19 protein-coding genes, 2 tRNA genes and 1 other annotated feature are annotated in these 18540 nt (G+C 51.1%); of the genes, 8 read left to right on the top strand and 13 right to left on the bottom strand.

The window, feature by feature from the left end; translation table 11 throughout:
• Nucleotides 1-586: 586 nt before the first annotated feature.
• The 5 genes from JVX88_RS25715 (at nt 587) to JVX88_RS25695 (ending at nt 4765) form a co-directional block, all read left to right on the top strand.
• Entirely contained in the window at nt 587-1786 is a 1200-nt protein-coding gene (locus JVX88_RS25715) for a hypothetical protein (RefSeq protein WP_211621477.1), read from the top strand.
• Between the two features lie 250 nt (nt 1787-2036).
• The gene (locus JVX88_RS25710; protein ID WP_211621476.1) at nt 2037-3011 is read left to right on the top strand and encodes a hypothetical protein; all 975 of its coding nucleotides are present in this window, start codon (nt 2037-2039) and stop codon (nt 3009-3011) included.
• A gap of 64 nt (nt 3012-3075) precedes the next feature.
• A complete protein-coding gene (locus tag JVX88_RS25705; RefSeq protein ID WP_211621475.1) occupies nt 3076-3558 on the top strand; it encodes a hypothetical protein in 483 nt (160 codons plus the stop codon).
• Nucleotides 3548-4153: an aldo/keto reductase gene (locus JVX88_RS25700; protein WP_211621474.1), complete on the top strand. Its 606-nt coding sequence runs from the start codon at nt 3548-3550 to the stop codon at nt 4151-4153. The genes JVX88_RS25705 and JVX88_RS25700 overlap by 11 nt, the downstream gene beginning before the upstream one ends.
• 12 nt (nt 4154-4165) lie before the next feature.
• Nucleotides 4166-4765: a TetR family transcriptional regulator gene (locus JVX88_RS25695; RefSeq protein WP_211621473.1), complete on the top strand. Its 600-nt coding sequence runs from the start codon at nt 4166-4168 to the stop codon at nt 4763-4765.
• Here the strand turns inward: JVX88_RS25695 and JVX88_RS25690 are convergent.
• From JVX88_RS25690 to JVX88_RS25660, 7 genes are all read right to left on the bottom strand, one after another.
• Complete coding sequence (locus tag JVX88_RS25690; RefSeq protein WP_225931176.1) at nt 4755-5189, bottom strand: hypothetical protein; 435 nt, start codon at nt 5187-5189, stop codon at nt 4755-4757. The two genes, JVX88_RS25695 and JVX88_RS25690, sit on opposite strands and share 11 nt — an antisense overlap.
• Nucleotides 5190-5192: 3 nt before the next feature.
• Entirely contained in the window at nt 5193-5516 is a 324-nt protein-coding gene (locus JVX88_RS25685; RefSeq protein ID WP_211621472.1) for a hypothetical protein, read from the bottom strand.
• A 27-nt stretch (nt 5517-5543) separates the two neighbouring features.
• On the bottom strand, nt 5544-7043 hold the full coding sequence (locus JVX88_RS25680) for an ABC transporter ATP-binding protein/permease (RefSeq protein WP_211621471.1): 1500 nt from the start codon (nt 7041-7043) through the stop codon (nt 5544-5546).
• Nucleotides 7024-7593, bottom strand: a complete 570-nt coding sequence (locus JVX88_RS25675) for a cation:proton antiporter (protein ID WP_211621470.1) — start codon at nt 7591-7593, stop codon at nt 7024-7026. Before JVX88_RS25675 ends, JVX88_RS25680 begins: the two co-directional genes overlap by 20 nt.
• Nucleotides 7583-8242, bottom strand: coding sequence for an NAD(P)H-dependent oxidoreductase (locus JVX88_RS25670; RefSeq protein ID WP_211621469.1), 660 nt, complete (start codon nt 8240-8242; stop codon nt 7583-7585). The genes JVX88_RS25675 and JVX88_RS25670 overlap by 11 nt, the downstream gene beginning before the upstream one ends.
• Before the next feature lie 462 nt (nt 8243-8704).
• On the bottom strand, nt 8705-10345 hold the full coding sequence (locus tag JVX88_RS25665) for a UbiD family decarboxylase (RefSeq protein WP_410503731.1): 1641 nt from the start codon (nt 10343-10345) through the stop codon (nt 8705-8707).
• 39 nt (nt 10346-10384) lie between these two features.
• Nucleotides 10385-10576 carry a hypothetical protein gene (locus JVX88_RS25660; RefSeq protein WP_211621468.1) on the bottom strand — a complete coding sequence of 64 codons (192 nt, stop codon included), beginning with the start codon at nt 10574-10576 and terminating at the stop codon, nt 10385-10387.
• Nucleotides 10577-11181: 605 nt separating this feature from the next.
• Between JVX88_RS25660 and rpmB the strand changes: the two genes are divergently transcribed.
• Both rpmB and JVX88_RS25650 read left to right on the top strand, forming a co-directional pair.
• Nucleotides 11182-11418: a 50S ribosomal protein L28 gene (rpmB, locus tag JVX88_RS25655; protein WP_036003890.1), complete on the top strand. Its 237-nt coding sequence runs from the start codon at nt 11182-11184 to the stop codon at nt 11416-11418.
• A 712-nt stretch (nt 11419-12130) separates the two neighbouring features.
• Entirely contained in the window at nt 12131-12400 is a 270-nt protein-coding gene (locus JVX88_RS25650; RefSeq protein ID WP_211621467.1) for a hypothetical protein, read from the top strand.
• Nucleotides 12401-12417: 17 nt separating this feature from the next.
• On the opposite strand, the gene JVX88_RS25645 is transcribed toward JVX88_RS25650, so the two are convergent.
• From JVX88_RS25645 to JVX88_RS25625, 5 genes are all read right to left on the bottom strand, one after another.
• Nucleotides 12418-13923: an ATP-binding protein gene (locus JVX88_RS25645; RefSeq protein ID WP_211621466.1), complete on the bottom strand. Its 1506-nt coding sequence runs from the start codon at nt 13921-13923 to the stop codon at nt 12418-12420.
• Between the two features lie 87 nt (nt 13924-14010).
• Nucleotides 14011-15351 (bottom strand) — a sequence feature (23S ribosomal RNA rRNA prediction is too short).
• 271 nt (nt 15352-15622) lie between these two features.
• Nucleotides 15623-15698: transfer RNA gene (locus JVX88_RS25640), tRNA-Ala, on the bottom strand.
• Nucleotides 15699-15712: 14 nt separating this feature from the next.
• Nucleotides 15713-15789: transfer RNA gene (locus JVX88_RS25635), tRNA-Ile, on the bottom strand.
• A complete protein-coding gene (locus JVX88_RS25630) occupies nt 15780-16334 on the bottom strand; it encodes a hypothetical protein (protein WP_211621465.1) in 555 nt (184 codons plus the stop codon). The genes JVX88_RS25635 and JVX88_RS25630 overlap by 10 nt, the downstream gene beginning before the upstream one ends.
• A 164-nt stretch (nt 16335-16498) precedes the next feature.
• Nucleotides 16499-16648, bottom strand: a complete 150-nt coding sequence (locus JVX88_RS25625) for a hypothetical protein (RefSeq protein ID WP_211621464.1) — start codon at nt 16646-16648, stop codon at nt 16499-16501.
• 190 nt (nt 16649-16838) lie between these two features.
• Between JVX88_RS25625 and JVX88_RS25620 the strand changes: the two genes are divergently transcribed.
• Nucleotides 16839-17231 carry a hypothetical protein gene (locus tag JVX88_RS25620; protein WP_211621463.1) on the top strand — a complete coding sequence of 131 codons (393 nt, stop codon included), beginning with the start codon at nt 16839-16841 and terminating at the stop codon, nt 17229-17231.
• A 134-nt stretch (nt 17232-17365) separates the two neighbouring features.
• Here JVX88_RS25620 and JVX88_RS25615 read toward each other — a convergent pair whose 3' ends face one another.
• Complete coding sequence (locus JVX88_RS25615; protein WP_211621462.1) at nt 17366-18319, bottom strand: DegT/DnrJ/EryC1/StrS family aminotransferase; 954 nt, start codon at nt 18317-18319, stop codon at nt 17366-17368.
• Nucleotides 18320-18540 lie beyond the last annotated feature (221 nt).

Here is an 18540-nt window from a genome sequence, read left to right as displayed (position 1 = left end):
AAGAGCCTGGCTACCGGCTTCAAACAGACAAGGAAGCGGCAGTTTAGGGCTAGAGCGTTTGGGGGAGGGCATGAAGCTTACAAAAAAAAACAAGTAAATGGGCGGCTTTCTCTAAAGTGCCCAGTCCCTAAGAAACTGCACACCCGAAGCCAGCCGATTTTGATAGCACAGTGATTTAGCACCAGAATTTGGGCAGTCTAAATACGATGTTAACCCTAGCTTGGGATTGGGCCACTTTAAAGTAACCAACGCAGCCAATGATCTAGCCAATGACTCAGTCAAATTACTATCAGCCTTTGGCTTTTGCGCTCCGTTCTTAAACAGATCTTACTTAAACCAGTTTGAAACGGATCGTCAAATCACGGGGCAAAACACCGAATCACACAAACTCGATTGGCTAATTCAGTGCAAGGTTAGTTTTCTAGATCTGATCCTCAGCAAATTCTCTCAGCCAATTTTCTTTAGTTGTAGTTAAATTTCATAAGGGTAAGCGCTGTCAGCGGCGTTCTCTCAAATTGACGAGTAAAGTCTTGCTCTCGATATCGTCCTGTCGTTTCTGTGAATCTCCAGCCTGGACCGATCTACCATGGCCATTTTCCCTGTTAACAGTTTTGCAAGTCTGCGTGACGCCATCAACAACGCCCAAAACGGCGACACGATCAGTATCACGACGGATTTGATTGTACTGGAAGCCCTCTTACCTGTCATTAATAAGGATTTGACCTTTACCAGTGCCGGACGCAACGCAACTATCAGTGGTGCCGGTAGCCGTCAGGTATTTCGGGTTACGGGTGGTAATGTCACCTTTACAAATTTGACGATCGCTAACGGCACGGCTCGCGGCACGGCTGGGACTGTGGGTAATCCGGGCGGCAAGGGTGGTAACGGTTTAGGTGGTGGTTTGCTCATCGATGGTGGTTCGGTGACGCTGATCAACACAACCTTCGAGAACAATCGTGCAATTGGTGGTACAGGCGGCAACAGTACCACTGGCATCGGTGGCAATGGGGGAGACGGTCTAGGTGGAGCGATTTACGTTAATAGTGGATCACTGCGGATCAGCAACACGTCCTTTAGCAACAACAGCGCCGTTGCCGGCCGACCGGGCACGGGTGGTACCAGTCCAGGGCAGGCTGGCCGGAGTCAAGCCGGAGCTATCTACATCAATGCGGGCAGTGTTCTAGCGGAGGGCAATCCTCGCTTTAGCAACAACACCGCAACTACAGGACCAAATACCTTCGGAGCAGGCAAATACGAGATTGTAGAGCCGCCCCAGGTTCAGTCGATTAACCGGGCCAATCCTGATCCGACAGCACAGGCTACGGTAGACTTTACCGTGCAATTCAGTCAGGACGTGGCGGGTGTTGATCTGTCCGATTTTGTGGTTGTTAAATCCGGAACCATTACCGGGGAAGGAATTATTTCGGTTACTCCAGTCAACAACCGAACCTATACTGTCAAGGTGAATACGGGGACGGGCAATGGTACAGTCCGGCTCGATTTGAAAGACAACGACTCGGTTAGAAATAGCAGTACGGTACCGTTAGGTGGCTCAGGGCTGGACAATGGCAACTTCCCAGGCCAAGCCTATACAGTGAACCGGACTCCACCGACTGCACAAATCCTGCGTCAGGGCAATGCCCCTAAAGACACAGCCGCTGCTCTCGTGACCTATACAGTTTTCTTTAGCGAGCCAGTGAACGGGGTTGATACCAGTGCTCAAGGCGGCTTCAAAAACTTTCAGGTGTTAACGAGACTAACAATTATCAGGCTATGCGGGCTATAGATGTTTATTGTGTCATTGAACGGGGTGAACCAACAGGGTGGTCATAGGGCGGTTACAGGGTGGGTACAGGATGGTTACAGGATGGCTACAGGGCGGGGCAATAGGATAGGCCAGTAGATAGGCCAGTAGAATGAGCCAATAGTGAGCTAATAGGCGGAACAGCGGCAGTCTATCGAGTTTTTCTCTTCAAGGCTAAAATTAGCGTAGCAGCCTTATAGGCCAATGATGGGCCAATGATAGACCAACAAGCATGGGAACACCGGCAATTCCGTTAATTATCAGCCTCATCGCTGCCCTGATCGTCACAGGTGGGTGGAGATGGGGCGGGATGTTGCGCTGGCTGTTGATGGCGGTGCTTGGGCCAGGTGCGTTTGCTGGGTCGTTGCTGTGGTGGCTGTGCAGTCAATCTCCCAGAGCTTGCTCGATTCGATGCTTACTGAACGCCTCTCAAGACGAAGCCTGCCTGGTATCTGCACCTGCGGTGCCTACTGTCACTGCCATTAACCCACTGGATGCAACTCCCACGAATCAGGACACGGTCAGATATGAAGTGCAATTTAGTCAAGATGTGACTGGCGTCGATTTAGCAGACTTTAACCTCGATCCGACGCTCACCAATGCAGGAGTGGCTCAAGTTCAGGGCAGCGGCAGAACCTATACGGTTTCTGTTAACACAGGCACCGGCAACGGTCTGCTGCAGCTCAATCTGGTAGACGATGACTCGATTAGAACCAGTGATGGCACCCCGCTAGGAGGAGAGGGAGCAGGCAACGGCAATTTCTCTGGAGTGCCCTATACGGTTGAGCGATCTGTAGACCCTGCTCCTGTCCAGCCGCCTTTGGTGACTGCCATCAGTCGGCTGGATGCGAATCCTACTGATCAGCCAAGAGTTCGGTACGAAGTGCAGTTTGACCAAGCGGTGACTGGTGTCGATTCAGCAGATTTTCAGCTCAACACCACAGGAGTAATCGGTGCTCGGGTGATTGAGACACAGGGCAGTGGCACGACCTACCGGGTTTTGGTGACAACCGGCACAGGAGACGGCACGCTTCAGCTTGATTTGATCGATGATGACTCAATCGTCAATCGTGATGGCACGCCTTTGGGAGGACAAGGGGCTGGCAACGGCAATTTCTCTGGACCACGCTATCAAGTTGTGAGAGAACCTGAGCCGGAACCTGAGCCGGAACCGGAACCAGAACCGCCGATTCCGGGTTTGTGGTGAGTCAGGGCCTCTCGATTTCCAGCGAACTACGGGATGATAAAGAGGAATCGGGGGAGGAGCGGCTGTGGTTGACCCGTTGTTAATATTAGTCGGCGCTGCTGGTATAGCTCTTATCTTCTACGCCTTTTCCAGGGTGAATTTGCTCAGCCGCAATGCCCGTCTGATTGGGATCAGTGCTTTGATGGTAGTGCTGATTCTCCTAGGTAACCGTCTCCTCTCGCCTGAGCGACGTCCGATTCTGCCAGACAATATCTTCCGCAGGGAGGCTCCTCCCCAAACCCCAAACCCTAGGGAAACTCTGCCCTATGACAATCTGCCTGATCCGTCCCCTGACGCAACTTCTCCGCAACCGCAACCGACACCCGTACCTCCACTCCGGTCTGGATGGAACGAGGAGCTAGAGCGGCTGATGCCAGTCCTGATTCTGGACGCGTTGGCAAGAAGTAGCAGTCCAGAATCAGGCAGCCCCAGTTCCCCTATTCCCTCACCCAGCCCTCTTCCAGCTTCTCCGAGTACCGGCCCGCCTCGATCCCACCGTGCCGATTGAAGACACGATCGGGGCGATTAGCGAAATGGTGCAAGCTGGCTATGTGCGACACATTGGCCTCTCGGAAGTGGGCGCGGAGACGATTCGCCGTGCCCATGCTGTGCATCCGATTGCTTGGCTGCAAATTGAATACTCGCTGCTGAGTCGGGGCATCGAGGCCGAAATCTTGCCTACGGTTCGCCAATTGGGAATTGCGGTGGCCGCCTATGGGGTACTTTCACGGGGGTTGCTGAGCGGCCACTGGTCTACCGAACGCTCACAAACGATGCAGGATTTTCGCAGCCATTTGCCCCGGTTTTCGGGCGAAAATTTGCAGCGCAATCTATCGCTGGTGGAGGCTCTGCGCCACATTGCCCATACTCACAATGCCACCGTGGCCCAAGTTGCGATTGCCTGGGTGCTGTCGCGCGGCACCGATCTGATTCCGTTGATTGGAGCGAGACGCCGCGAGCGGTTGACCGAAGCCCTGGGTGCCCTAGAGCTACACTTGAGTCAGGCCGATCTGGCTCAGATCGAGGCGGCCATCCCCCCAGAGGCGGTAGCAGGCGATCGCTATGATGCTGGACAGATGGCGATGCTGGATAGTGAGAGGTAATAGAACGATTGCATGAATGACTCGGCGCTGACCCCAGAGCGGATCCTCGATGCAGCGGAAGAAGTGTTGCGGCGGTATGGCCCCACCAAGGCATCGGTAGTAGATGTGGCCCGCTTCTTGGATATCAGTCACGGCTCGATCTACCGCCATTTCTCCAGTAAGGCAGCCCTGCGGGATGCGGTGGCTGAACGCTGGCTGCATCGGGTTTCCACTCCTTTAGCCCAGATTGCGGCAGCCGAAGGGCCTGCGGTAGCACGGCTGCATGCTTGGTTCAAGCAACTCATGACTCTGAAACGACAGAAAGTGCTGGAAGATCCGGAGCTATTTGCCACCTATTCCGCCATTGCCGAAGCAGCTCGAAACGTCGTTCAAGCCCATGTAGACGAGCTGGTGCAACAGGTAGCCCAAATTATTCGCAGTGGGATCGCCAGTCAGGAGTTTCGGGTTGCAGATGCTGACCAGGCCGCCAGAGCGGTGTTCAACGCCACGATTCGGTTTCATCATCCAGCTCATGCTGGAACATGGAGTGAGCCAGAGATCGACGCAGACTTTGACCAGGTTTGGCAGTTGCTGCTGACGGGTTTGGTGATGGGAGATTCGGCTAGTCCATAATTTGGTAGCGCACTAGCTTGCGAACATCAGCACGAGAGAGGCCCAACTCTTGCGCAATCGTGGCTTCTAGCTGATTTGGCTCAGTCACAGGAAATTCGAACTCTAGTTTTCTCAATGTGGAGTCGCTGGTTTGGACCTCGACCTGAGTGATGCCTTCAGCCCGGTTGATCAGAGCCTTAATCGTGGCTACGTTGGCCGCTACCCGCACCTCTAGCTGAGTGTCAGCTTCTAATTTCTCTTTTGTATCGTAGGGCCGACTCAGCACCTGAGCCGTCATCCAACTACAGCCGAACCAGAACAAGATGGCTAAGACGGGTAAAGTCAGCCAAAAGTCTGTGCCCAGCCCCTGCCACCATTGTTGATGGTTTTGCTGATGGTTTTGCTGATGGTTTTGCTGATGGTTTCGCGCCATCTGATTTTTCATCGGTCAAGATGGAATTGTGGTATCCCCGCATCCTATTCTGTTACCAATCGCTGGAAATCCCACTCGTGGTGGACGTGAGATCAGAGACGATTTCATTAATCTAATGCGCTCGCGCTCCTGCGCTGCCAATGCCGACGTTACTTCTCCTAGAAACAAACTGACTAAGACGAGCAGCCCAGCACTAATCAGCCCCAACCCGAACAACAGCAGCAACAAGACCACCGCTCCCCACTTTTCCGATGACTGCCAGTAGGGGGCAGCAACCCGCCAAAAGGGACGCCATAGATTCAACCAAGCAGGGATAGACCTATTTCGAGCAATGTTCATATTAATGCATACAGTACTTTCAAATGGTTATATTCTGCGCAACTGCCAGGTTTGATCTCGCTTGAGGTATAGCACCTGCTGATGGTAATTCAGCAACGTCGATCGATGCCCGACGCTAATGAAAGAAATAGAGGTCGTTTGCAGTAGCGTATAGAGGTGTGTTTCCTGAGCCACATCGAGGGCACTAGTCGCTTCATCGAGCAGGGCGTAGAGGGGTTGGGCCAGCAGCAAACGGGCAAAGGCTAGCCGCTGCTGTTCTCCCAAGGAGAGCCGTTTTGCCCAGTCTGTAATGCTGTCTAAACCAGTGCTGGTTGTACCGTTATTGAGACCGTTACTGAGACCGTTATTGAGACCGTTATTGAGACCGTTATTAATCAAGTGGGATAAGTTGACCTGCTGTAAGATCTGCATCAATTGCTGATCAGAGTGGGGCGACAGGCGAGGATAAAGCAACTGTTGGCGGAGCGAACCCCAAATCATATAGGGGCGCTGGGGCAAGAATAGCAGGTTTTGCGTAGCGGGGCGGATAATGCATCCCGAACCCGTAGACCACAGTCCAGCTACGGCTCGCAGCAGCGAACTTTTTCCGACCCCACTTTCGCCCATAATCAACAGAGCAGAACCGGGCAAAACCGCAGTTGACAAGTCTTCGATCAGCCTTCTGGAACCATCTGGCACGTAGAGCGTGACCTGCTGAAAGGCCAGCGGTGTGCCTTCCAGTATCTGAATCTGCTGGGTGATGGGTCGTGGAGTCTGAATTGCCGTTTGGAGATGGTCTAAACGGTCAACACTAGCAGCCAGAGCGGTAAGTTGATCAAACTGGGTAATCACCAGTCCAAGGGCTAGGCCAATGCGCTCAAAGGCAGCCTGCGACTGGCTAACAACGCCGATCTCCAATTCTCCAGAAAAGATACGCGGAGCTAAAACGATAAAAGGAAGGATAAAGGTAACGTACTGATAGCTATTTTGAAAAATGGTTAAATTAAACTGCCAGCGAATCAAACGGTTAAAGTTTTGAATAACCTGGAGAAACTGCTGCTGCATTGCATTTAGCTCGCGGTGCTGTCCTCGGTAGAGGGCAATCGACTCGGCATTTTCTCGAATCCGGATCAAGCCAAAGCGGAAATCAGCCTCGCGTTTAAGCTGTTCTGCATTGATACGCACAAGGATCCGACCAAACAGAAATGTGGCGATGCCCGTCCCCACAATCGCATAGGTGAGCAATATTACTAGTAATGATTTAGAAATTATCCAGAGCACACCGGCGAAACCAATTAGTTGAACGATAGAATCAAAGCCAATCACGAGTAGTGATAATGATTGCTGTGTAAAACTGCGAACATCTTCACTAATGCGCTGATCGGGATTATCAATTTTGGTTTGGGCAGATAGCTGATAAAAGGTTTGATTGGCGAAATACTGATGCATGAATCGTTCTGTCAACCAGTAACGCCACTGCAAACCTAGCCGGTCCTGAACATAGCTTTTGAACGACAGCAGCGGCACACTAGCCGCAATAATCCCCAAAAATATCCCGATCGCTTTGACAGGCCGGATTTGCCGCCAGTAGGGGCAGCAGCGCCAGAATCGGAATCACCGCCACTGCCTGAAACAGCAATACCGAAAAAGCAGACTGGCCTCCCGGCGTTCGCATCAGTCCCCGTTCGGTCAGGGTTTGGACACCAATCGCCGTGGAAGAGAGCGGCAGGATCAGGGAGATGGCTAGAGCCGTTTGCCACGACAGTCCCAGCAGCAGACCCACCCCCGATAGCAGCACAACATTGGCGATCATCTGCAACCCGCCTAGGCCCACAATCGGCATTCGCATTCGCCACAGCAAATCCGGCTGAAGCTGTAGGCCCACCAGAAACAGCATCATCACCACACCAAACTCAGCGAAGCGCATCACATCCTGACCTTCTTGCCCCACCAAGCGCAAGCCAAACGGACCGATGATCACCCCGGCAATCAGATATCCCAGCACTGACCCCAACCCCAAGCGTTTAGAGATGGGCACTGTGATCACGGCAGCCGTCAGATACACAAACGCCTGAAAAAACAAATTCTCATTGGACATGCAGGGATGGCTCCACTGGATGATTCACTGGATTATTCGTTAGCTTGTTCGCATACAAATAATGATTCAGGTATAGATGTCGCGGCAATTGCTGCCAATCAACTACATCGTCGCGCAAAGCCGCGATTGCGGTGCGATACTCCTCCACACACAAAGCAATTTGATCGGCTTCCCGCAGTTGATGGGTGCCATGAATCACAAACGGCGGTAGATACTCCATGCCACAGAGGCGAGCCGTTTGCTCAAAGGGCGTCAACAGTTCGCGGACAGTAAAGTAGTTGTGTCCCTGTCGGCAATAAGCTTGTTTGCTGCCGCCGGTGGTAATGGCCGAAAGCACTTTTTTTCCCTGCAGGGCCGTGCCGTTATGACCGTAGGCAAAGCCATACTCCAAAACCAGATCTTGCCATTCCTTCAAGATCGCTGGACTGCTGTACCAATAGAAGGGATGTTGAAACACAATAATGTCATGGGCCAGCAGCAACTCCTGCTCCCGCTTCACATTGATGTGGAAATTGGGATAGTGCTCATATAGATCGTGAATGGTAATCGAATCCGTTTCGCGAGCTGCCCTAATCAACTGCCGATTAATACGTGACTTCTCCAAGGCAGGATGGGCAAAGAGAATCAGAATTCGATTTGGCTGGCCCATTGCTTTCATCCAGTCATCCCAACGTGGTGTACAGCTCAGTTTTAGCAAGTTTGCCGAGTAAATCCTCAATTGGCACAGTAACAGATTGGTCTCGGAAGAGCAATAGAGTGAGGAAGCAGAAGGCAGCAGCAAACAGAAATCAAACCAGGAGCAGGCAGAAAGCAGGGCAGCAGCCCATCTGTAACCGACTCAGCGAAGGCAGAACAGATGCCGCTTGGCTTCAATTCAATTGCAAAATCATTTTGGTTTACAGTCTTTCAGTTTGTCGGTCTGCTTACACCAGTCTGCTTACACCGGTCTGCTTACACCGGTCTGCTTACACCAGTCTGCTTACACAGCGACAAGATACTTCATGAGACAACTTAGGGGCTTAAAGATCATGGTCAATTACCCACCACGAAATCCAATTTAGAACATTACAAGCAACAGCATAGAAACACCTTAATCAACGCAATCGCCGCATTAAATCAGTCCATCTAAATTGTTTGAACAATTTTTGAATGATTTTTGAATGATTTTTGAATGATTTGTAGTGCAAGCGAGACGCTTGCGGTGGGCAACATACCCACACCCCATTGATCGTCTAATCGAATTATCGACCTCGCGAAGCTGCAAATCGGCCAAACCATACTCAACCCAGCGGCGCTCCACCATCGCAGCCGTATCGGGATCGGGCAGTAACATGTCGGCCCAAGGACGATCAGTTTCAGGATAGATTTTCGTGGTGGCATCGATGCCCATTTTGCTGCCTAGGCCCCGCTTTTCGGTGGCAAAGTCGAGTGAGTCAAATGGGTTATCGGGCAAAATGAACACATCTCTGGCTGGGTCTACCTTGGAGGTAATGGCCCAGACCACCTGACGCGGATCGCGGATGTTGATGTCTTTGTCCACCACGATCACAAATTTGGTGTAGCTGAACTGGGGCAAGGCACTCCAAAATGCCAATGCCGCCCGCCGCGCCTGACCGGGATAGGCTTTGTCAATTGAGATTACCGCCGCTTTGTAGCTCAAGGCTTCCATCGGCAAAAAGAAATCGACAATTTCTGGAACTTGCTGACGCAGAATCGGCGTATAGATGCGGTTGAGTGCAATCGCCATCATGGCATCTTCTTTCGGCGGACGACCGCTAAACGTCGTCAGGTAGATCGGATTCTTGCGGTGAGTCATGCAGTGGAAGTGAATTAAAGGCGCTTTTTCGTTGACGCCACCGTAATAACCCATGTGATCGCCAGCTGGACCATCGATTCCTGTCTCTCCTGGTGTGATCGTGCCTTCTAGGACAAATTCTGAATCGGCTGGAACTTCCAAATCTACGGTCTTACATTTGGCTAACGGCACACCTGAACCGCCGTAGATGCCAGCAAACAGCCACTCGGACAAATCAACCGGCAAAGGCGTGGCTGCCGCTAAGATGATCAACGGATGCACCCCGATTGCCACCGCCACCTCTAGCTTTTGTCTCCGCTCGGCAGCTTTGCGTAAGTGACGAGTCGCACCCCGCACCGAGAGCCACTGTACCGTCATCGTGTTCTTCGACTGGAGCTGAAGACGATATACGCCAACGTTCACAATCTTGTTTTCTGGATCTTTAGTGATCATCAATCCTAGCGTAATCACCTTGTCGGCATCGCCGGGATACACCCGCAGCAGCGGCAGTTGGGTTAAATCAACGGCCTCGTCCTTGAGCACCACCTGCTGACAACTCGGCAGAAAATCCCGGCCCGGTTTGGCCTTTACTACATCAAACAGCACCTTCCCTAGCTCAATCGCCTGGGAAAGCTTTTTGGGCGGACGCGGCTGGTAGAGAATTGCTAGCTTTTTGCCCAGTTCCTCTAATTCTGCCGGGTGCTCCATACCTAGGCCCCAGCAGACTCGTTCCACTGTGCCCATGACATTGACCGCGACTGGATAGGGGGATCCCTTGACATTCTCAAACAGCAGGGCCGGTCCGCCTTGTTGCAGCATCCGATTGGCAATTTCGGCAATTTCTAGATTGGGATCTACCAGCGCCTGGATGCGCCGCAACTGCCCCCGCTGTTCGATGTAGTTCAGATAGTCCCGCAGGTCTTTCGCCATGATGAAGGAATGTAAACTGCTTCTCATTCTATTATGGCGGAGATGGGGCGGTAGCAACCCACGAGACTACACCGAGGAGCCAATCGACGTGGTTTGGGGCAAGCACTCTTGATCGGCAGCTTCGGCAATCGCAATTGGTTTGACCTGAACGGCGCAGGCTTTTAGCTCAGGCTGGCGAGAAGCAGGGCACGATTCCGGATGGGTGAGGGCATTCACCTCGGCGTCATCGGCCCAGAGCGAACCCCAGTGCATCGGCATAAACACGGTACCGGGGGCAATAGCCTGAGTCGGATGGGAAAAAAGCGGCTCACGGCTTGGTAAATTAAGCCTGGTTTGGGAATTAGCCCGTAAGGTACATTGGTTTTGGCAAGTAAGGGATGCCAGGATACATCAGCGAGGTTGACCACTTTGCTCCACAGCTCGTCTACGGAAGCTGAACTTAAAACCTCGTAGGTTCCAGCAAGGGATGGTAGCTGTAACTGCCCTACGGGCAGAAAGATCGGCTTAAAAAAGTGGATGACTCTCGACCAGAGTTCCAACATTGCAAAATTTCTCCTAGTGCCAAATGAGGCAGCGCAGATATTCAAACTTGAAGACCGAATCCGATAAACAAAACCAAGTTTGCTAGGTCCCAAACAAGCTAATCCAGTCTTGGTCTTTTTGCTTTTGTTTGAGGCTCTCACATTTGAGACTTCCAAGCTGCCTGACTAGACTCTATTTGCTCAACTCCCCATTGTAATTCAGGTAGTCTGAAATACAGTGGGTTAACGTCATTCGACACATTTCATTAATAGACTTTACTATCTCGCTATAGTAGCCTGTATAATGGAGGATTGTGTTTATTCATTTTTTGCAATCAAATTATGGCGCGTAAATGTACACTCACGGGTAAGCAAGCGAACAACGCTTTTGCGATTTCTCACTCGCACCGCCGGACCAAAAAGCTGCAAGAAGCCAATTTGCAGGAAAAGCGGGTGTGGTTTCCTCAAGAGAAGCGTTGGGTTAAATTGCGCCTCTCAACTAGAGCCATCAAAACATTGGAACGGAAGGGGTTGTATGCGATGGCAAAAGAGGCTGGAATTGATCTCAGTAAGTTGTAAGAGCTATAGGAGCACAGGTTTTTGTGCTGTTTGTTCAACTTTGTTCTATATAGTTTCAAAGACAGCTGATCCAAGGCTGTCTTTTTATTTTTGTGTGACTAGTTATTTCTGCGTAAAAGCCTACAAAAATAACTTTGGTATAATCTCTTACAAGTGTTTACCTGTGTTGCCTGGACGAATCTAAGTCCCTTGGTCGTAGAAGCAATCGAGCTGTATAAGGAATTACAAACGATCGGATCGGGTGATTAGACAGCCGCAAAAATTAGCTTGGAAAGCGTTTGGAACGCTAGTAATCAGGCTGGGAAAAAGTGCTAAAAATTAGCAGCATTTTTTCCAGGCAAGATGATCGTTTCTCTCCTGTGAGTGGGAATCATGAAGCCTTGAAGGTTGGGGTGTTCTCTAGTTTCTGTTTACCCCGTACTCCTACCATGAGCTAGTTGGCGCTATTGGTAGTTTCAGCTTGTTTTAATTATCGTGGATTCTCTGTTGATGTCATCTGATGGTGCAGCGTTGAATGATTAGGGCAGTGATCGTTCAGGGGAGGGGCAGCCTGTAAACTTTTAGGTGAATTGGCAACCCATGTCTGAGCATCCTGCGTATATCCCTATATTTGGTGTGCAATCAGTTTAAGTTTCTATCGATTCTTGCATTAAATTTCTAACATCAAATCCTGGTATCTGCCGTCTCAGTATCCATTTGACAGAAAACACCTATGTCAACTCGAAAGGTAATCAGGGCCGCCCAAACGCTTCTCCGGCAAATGAATCGCACGACTCATAGGCTGATCAAGGGACTTGTGAGTTGGCTCTTGCGTGGATTACTCATTACCCGTAGCCGCCCTCGCCGAGCTAAGGCTGGATTTGTGCTGCCAACTACAGTTCTGCTGCTGCTAGTGGTTGTGCTGACGGTTGGGGCGATTAGCTATCGCACCTTCACGCGAACTCAGCAGACGATTTCGGAGCAGCACCGATCGGGGTTTTAAGTAAGTTGCACACCGCGTTATATATTAAAGTCTTCCGGATCAGCTTCCCTATCTACCTTCGCTTGGGTAATTTGAATGATTTGCTCTAAGCGGAAGTGATGCACTAGCTCTCGCAGCGTATTAGCCATTTGACCCTGAGCAGCTGGAATCTCTTCGATTAGCTGCAAAATCATTTCTTCATCGGCAATTTGAGCAGCTCGATGCAGTTGTTCGATCCAAGTAATGGGCATCTTAGATAGCTGGTCCGACATCGGCTCAAGGGCCACATCAGTGAGTGCAGTCGGCTTGTTCGGTAGATGGGTGATTGCACCAAAGGCAGGGTTGGCATAGATGTACTGCACGTTCAAATATTGGGCTATTTTTTCTAAAAGCATGCGTTCAGGTACGGGCTTACGCACAAAATCATCACAGCCAGCCCCAAGAATAGCTAGCCGGTCTTCCTCAAAAGCGCTTGCGGTGAGGGCAATAATTACCGTGCTGGGCTGAGGAGACGGTCGATTGGCAATCTCGGCTCGAATTCGTTGGGTTGCTTCATAACCATCTAGCAGCGGCATGCGGATATCCATCCAGATCAGATGCGGTAGCCAGGTCCGCCACATCTCAATCGCTTCCTGACCGTTTGTGGCAGTTTGCACCTCAAAGCCAATCAGCACCAGCAAATCAACTAGAAGCTGACGGTTAGCCCAGTTATCTTCTACCACCAGAATGCGATATTGCGGTTGACCAGGAGCTAAGCCAATTACACGCCGATCGGCTAATTCAAGCTGAGGGGTTGCCTCCTCTACCTGCTGAGTGGGAATATGAAAGCGAAAAATACTGCCTTTCCCCAGTTGACTCTGCACAGTTAATTCCCCGCCCATTAAATGAACAAACTGGCGGCTGATCGGTAAACCCAATCCTGTACCTTCCTGTGAGCGGCGACCCGACTCGGTCTGCACAAAGGGTTCAAACAGGCGATCAAGTTCGGGTGGATTGATGCCTGGACCGGTATCTTCCACTTCAAACCAAAGAGATGAGGTAAATGCAGCAAGTTCCGATATCGATTGAGAATTATTAGCGTCAATATCTTCAGGCTGATTTTCTAATTGATTCGTTGATTGGGTTTGAGAATGCCAGAAGACTCGTAGCATCACACAGCCAGATGACGTGAACTTAATCGCATTTCCCAGTAAGTTGATCAGAACTTGACGCAGTTTTCCTTCATCGGTGTAGATGAACTGGGGAACATCAATGGCCCGCTCAACTACCAGATTCAAGCCCTTAGAACTGGCTTTAAGGCGAAACATTTCTTCTACGCTATGGAGCAATCGATAGAGGTCGAGATTGTTCGGGTTTAGAACAGTCCACCCTGCCTCGATCTTAGACATCTCTAAAATATCGTTGATCAGGGTGAGCAGATGTTCACCATTGCGGTTGATGATGCCAAGCTGCTGCTGCTGTTCCAGCGTGAGAGACGGATCCCTCGTCATCAATTGGCTGAAGCCCAGGATGGCATTGAGTGGCGTGCGCAACTCGTGACTCATGTTGGCTAGAAAGGTGCTTTTAGCAAGGCTGGCGGCTTCCGCGGCTTCTTTGGCCTGCCTCAGTTCAGCTGTGCGGGCTTCGACGCGGCTTTCTAGCTCCAGGTTGGCCTGTTGCAGTGCGGCTTCGGCCCGTTTACGGTCGGTGATATCGAAGGCCGTGCCAACAATGCGATAGATCCTGCCCGTCCGATCGCGTAAGGGGTTGAGTGTGGTCAAATACCAGGATACCCTAAGCTTCGGTGCATCACTTTAGCCCCGTTACATCTTCGCCGCAGGAACCCTTATTTAGACCAGTGAGCTGTTACGCTTTCTTTAAAGGATGGCTGCTTCTAAGCCAACCTCCTGGTTGTTTTGGGATTCCCACATGCTTTCCCACTTAGTGATGACTTGGGGACCTTAGCTGTAGGTTAGGGCTGTTTCCCTTTTGACGACGGACCTTAGCACCCGCCGTCTGTCTGCCGGATAAGACTCGATGGTATTCGGAGTTTGGTTAGGTTTGGTACCGCTCGCGCAGCCCTAGCCCATCCAGTGCTCTACCCCCATCGGCATACGTCCGACGCTCTACCTCAATAGATTTCGCGGAGAACCAGCTATTTCCCGGCTTGATTGGCCTTTCACCCCTAAACACAGCTCATCCGAGAATTTTTCAACATTCACCGGTTCGGTCCTCCAGTGCGTGTTACCGCACCTTCAACCTGGCCATGCCTAGATCGCCGGGGTTCGGGTCTAATGCATCATACTCAGTCGCCCTATTCAGACTCGCTTTCGCTGCGCCTACACCTAACGGCTTAAGCTTGCATGATACACTAAGTCACTGACCCATTATGCAAGAGGTACGCGGTCACTCCCTAAAGGAGCTCCCACTGCTTGTAAGCATTCGGTTTCAGGTACTGTTTCACTCCCCTAATCGGGGTGCTTTTCACCTTTCCCTCACGGTACTGTGTTCGCTATCGGTCATGTACGAGTATTTAGGCTTGGAGGGTGGTCCCCCCATGTTCAGACAGGATTTCACGTGTCCCGCCCTACTCGAGTCCTTCATCATCACTTTCGCATACGGGGCTGTCACCCGCTACGGCCACACTTTCCAGAGTGTTCTGCTAGTTGAAATGAAGGCACTGGCCTGGTCCGCGTTCGCTCGCCACTACTAACGGAATCTCGGTTGATGTCTTTTCCTCCGGGTACTGAGATGTTTCAGTTCCCCGGGTTCGCTTCACCAAAGCTATATATTCACTAAGGTGATACCCTATCCACCTCTTCTGCGGTTCCAGAAGGAACAACAGAGGAAATGGTGAGGGTGGGTTTCCCCATTCGGAAATCGCCGGATCAAAGTTTGCTCACAACTCCCCGACGCTTATCGCAGCGTGCCACGTCCTTCTTCGCCTGTACATGCCAAGGCATCCACCAAATGCTCTTACCTCACGCTTGAGAATCCACACCATCAACGACAGCCCTGCATAAAGACTGCGCTGTGATAGGCATGGAGGAATATCTCAGCCAGATAATCAACTTGTTGGTTGATCTTGTGATGACATCGCACACCGGCCCGAAAGCCAACGCACAATGCCGCCACGGCATCGATTTAAAAACCCATTCACAATGTCAAAGAGCGCGGGGGCAAATCCCCCACTACCGGCCGAGCCGGATCTCGTGTTTTCATACAATCGGATATCTGCCCGCGCGGTGCCGCGCATGACGTGCCTGGTGGAGCCTATCGGGATCGAACCGATGACCTGATGCTTGCAAAGCAACCGCTCTCCCAGCTGAGCTAAGGCCCCTTAACCAGACAAGATGGTGGGCCGAGGAGGATTCGAACCTCCGACCTCACCCTTATCAGGGGTGCGCTCTAACCAACTGAGCTACCGGCCCATCCCAGCCCTTGCGGGCCAAGAGGCCGCGGGCGGCAGAAGCCAGCTCAGGCGCACAACCGGCGAGCGAAAGCCCGCTGGCTGTATCCGATTGATGAAAGGACATGAGGACGACGGCAATGTTCTTTGGAGAGCATCAGTTTCAAGCTCGGTTAGGGTTCCTTCAATTTCGGCATTAAGCTGCTCTTCCTGCTGCTGAATTTGAGCCTGGAGTTGATTAACTTCAGCTTGAGATTGATTGATGGCATCACGACGTGCATGGCTAATGCCATCAATGATGCCTTCGATCGAGGCGGCCAAATCATCTCGGAGTTCCTTCCCTCGCCCCTGAAGCGTTTCAATTACAACATTTAGGGCTTCCTTTGCCAGCACTTGAATTTCACCCGACCCTTGTTTAACTTCGCCTGCTACCTGCGCCACTGCATCCCGTACAATTTCGCGAATTCGCTCGGTTCTTAACTGGCCTTCTTGCTGCGCTTTGCGTAGATCTGTTTTAATTTGCTCAATTTGCTGATGAGTTTGTTTTTCTTCTAGTGGGCTTGTCATATTCCACTCCTGATATTAAAAAGGCTCTGATTAATGCTGGAATGCCATTACTAATGCACACGTGGCAGGTCTGATGTTTTAATCTTCCGTAATCGTTCAGTTGTTGCAACCTATCGGAAGAAAGAGGTTCGACCCTGAGCAAGATTGCGATTTGAGGCTTGGAATCAGTACTGCTGCGTCCAAGCCTCTGACCCAAAATACTCGTCGCGAAGATATTCCTCGTTCTTCTTTGACGACTTTGTGTCACATAACCACTGCTGAAGCTGAGCCGTAACGTTGCAACTTCTCCGATTACCGAGAGTGAAACAAATCATTGCCAATGCCTCTCTCGATAGAGGTATCGCTCGATTGTGCCTCTGGGGTGGAACCGTTCTGTTGATGGGTGCTGAACCTTTCAAAAGTTGGATTTATGTTAGCCTCTGAGATCAAAACTCACAAAGTTTTTTACTATCAAATAAACGGTCCTTTCTAACTGTTTTTTCGCACTGAAATCTTTTTACAATCATGTCTTCCTTAAACCCTCAACAAGAAAAAATCCTTACAGCGTTTGTGACCGCCTTGGCTCAGCAAGAAGAATCCTTGCCAGCAGGATTACAGAACCAGCTCCAGGCCATTAGTCAAAACTTGGAAACCCGGATTGTCGAACTTCCTGTAATCGCAGCCAGCCTACCTAGTTTAAATCAAGCCTACCAGGTCGCTCTATCAGATACTCAAAGCGAAGGCGAACAGGAAGCAACCCTCGTTTCCACCAATCAAGATCGCAGTGCTAAACTTCGCGACCGTGCGATTCAGATTCTCACCGATCCAGACCCGGTGCAAGCGGCTCAACGCCATCAATCGCGAGGGATAGGGCAAATTGCGTCAAACCCACTGAAGCGCCTGTTTGGCAGAGGTTAGCAAGGGTAAGAAACTGAATTATCTCGTTTTAAACCTCTCAAATCAAAAACGACGACCCATCCTTTCCAGATTGATCGTCGCGGTGTCAAGAGTCGTCACCTAAGCGCTTAGAATCAGCTTAGCGACCTTGGCTTTTAGCTTTGCTGGTTAAAAAATGCCAGCACTTCTTCGCTGACGTATTTAGCTTCGGTTAAGGTCATACCTGCCCCTAATGGCAACCGAATCAAGCGATCGCTTAAGTCGTCCGTGACAGACAACTCTCCAGTTGCTCGACCGTACTTGAGGCCAGCGGGGGCACTGTGTAGCGGTACATAGTGGAAGGTCGATTGGATGCCTTTGCGCTTGAGATGGGCAATCAGGGCTGTGCGGACCTCCAGGTTTTCCACCAGCAGGTAGTAGATATGAGCATTGTGCTGACAGTCAGCCGGAATAATCGGACGACGGACAATTCCCTGCTGTTCCGCTAAGTCACCCCGATACACCGGGCTAGTCAACCAGCGCTTGCCAGTCGAAACTGAGATTTTCTTGCTATATTTTTTCTGCAAATAGCGAACGCTGCCCCTGAGTGAGCCGTACAGCAAAAAGTGATCGAAAAAATCCTTCACCACGGGAGCCGTACTCCGATCTAACGCATAGCGGTCTTTGCCACGGCGGTAGCCATAGGGTGCTCTGCCTGGTGGAGGTAGGGCTTTGAGGCGGTTGCGGGCATGGCCCCGGCGGAGTTGTTGACGCTGCTGCTGGGTTTGGATCGTCTGAAACAATTGCATTAGATCCGAAGGGCAGATCGATGGTTCAGCGAGGCCAATCGCATCTTCGGTTGTGATCAGCTGGATTTGTAGCGCCTCTAGCTTGGCTAAGATGGCCCGAATAGCAGTCAGGGAGTCGCCCAACTCGTTGAGATGCCGCACCAGTAGATAAGCGACAGATTCAGTGCGACAATCTTGCAAGAGCTGCTGTAACTGCTGTCGCGTGCCTTGGTCTTGGTACACCCGGTCCACTTCCCATCCCCAAATGGATGCATCAGGCACAACTTCTAGCAGGGGATCGCTGTATGTATAGGCAAAAACTTGACCCAAAGCAGGTGGCATAGGCGATGATGCAACTGGCAGAAATGCGGCAGAAGATGAGTAGGCAGCCAATTGACAAGCAAAATCTCAACCCACCCTAAATCAGTTGGTGGCAGGTTTAGAGAGTAGATCCTCTACTCGGCTGCTCTTTTGCAGGCACTTAACTTAAGGTAAGCGCTTAATTGAGTTAGGTCCTGTTTCATGGAAACCCGCTGAGAAACTAGTAACTTTATCAGTGTGGC

It is taken from the genome of Leptolyngbya sp. 7M, assembly GCF_018128485.1.
This window is presented reverse-complemented; position numbering and strand designations above follow the sequence as displayed.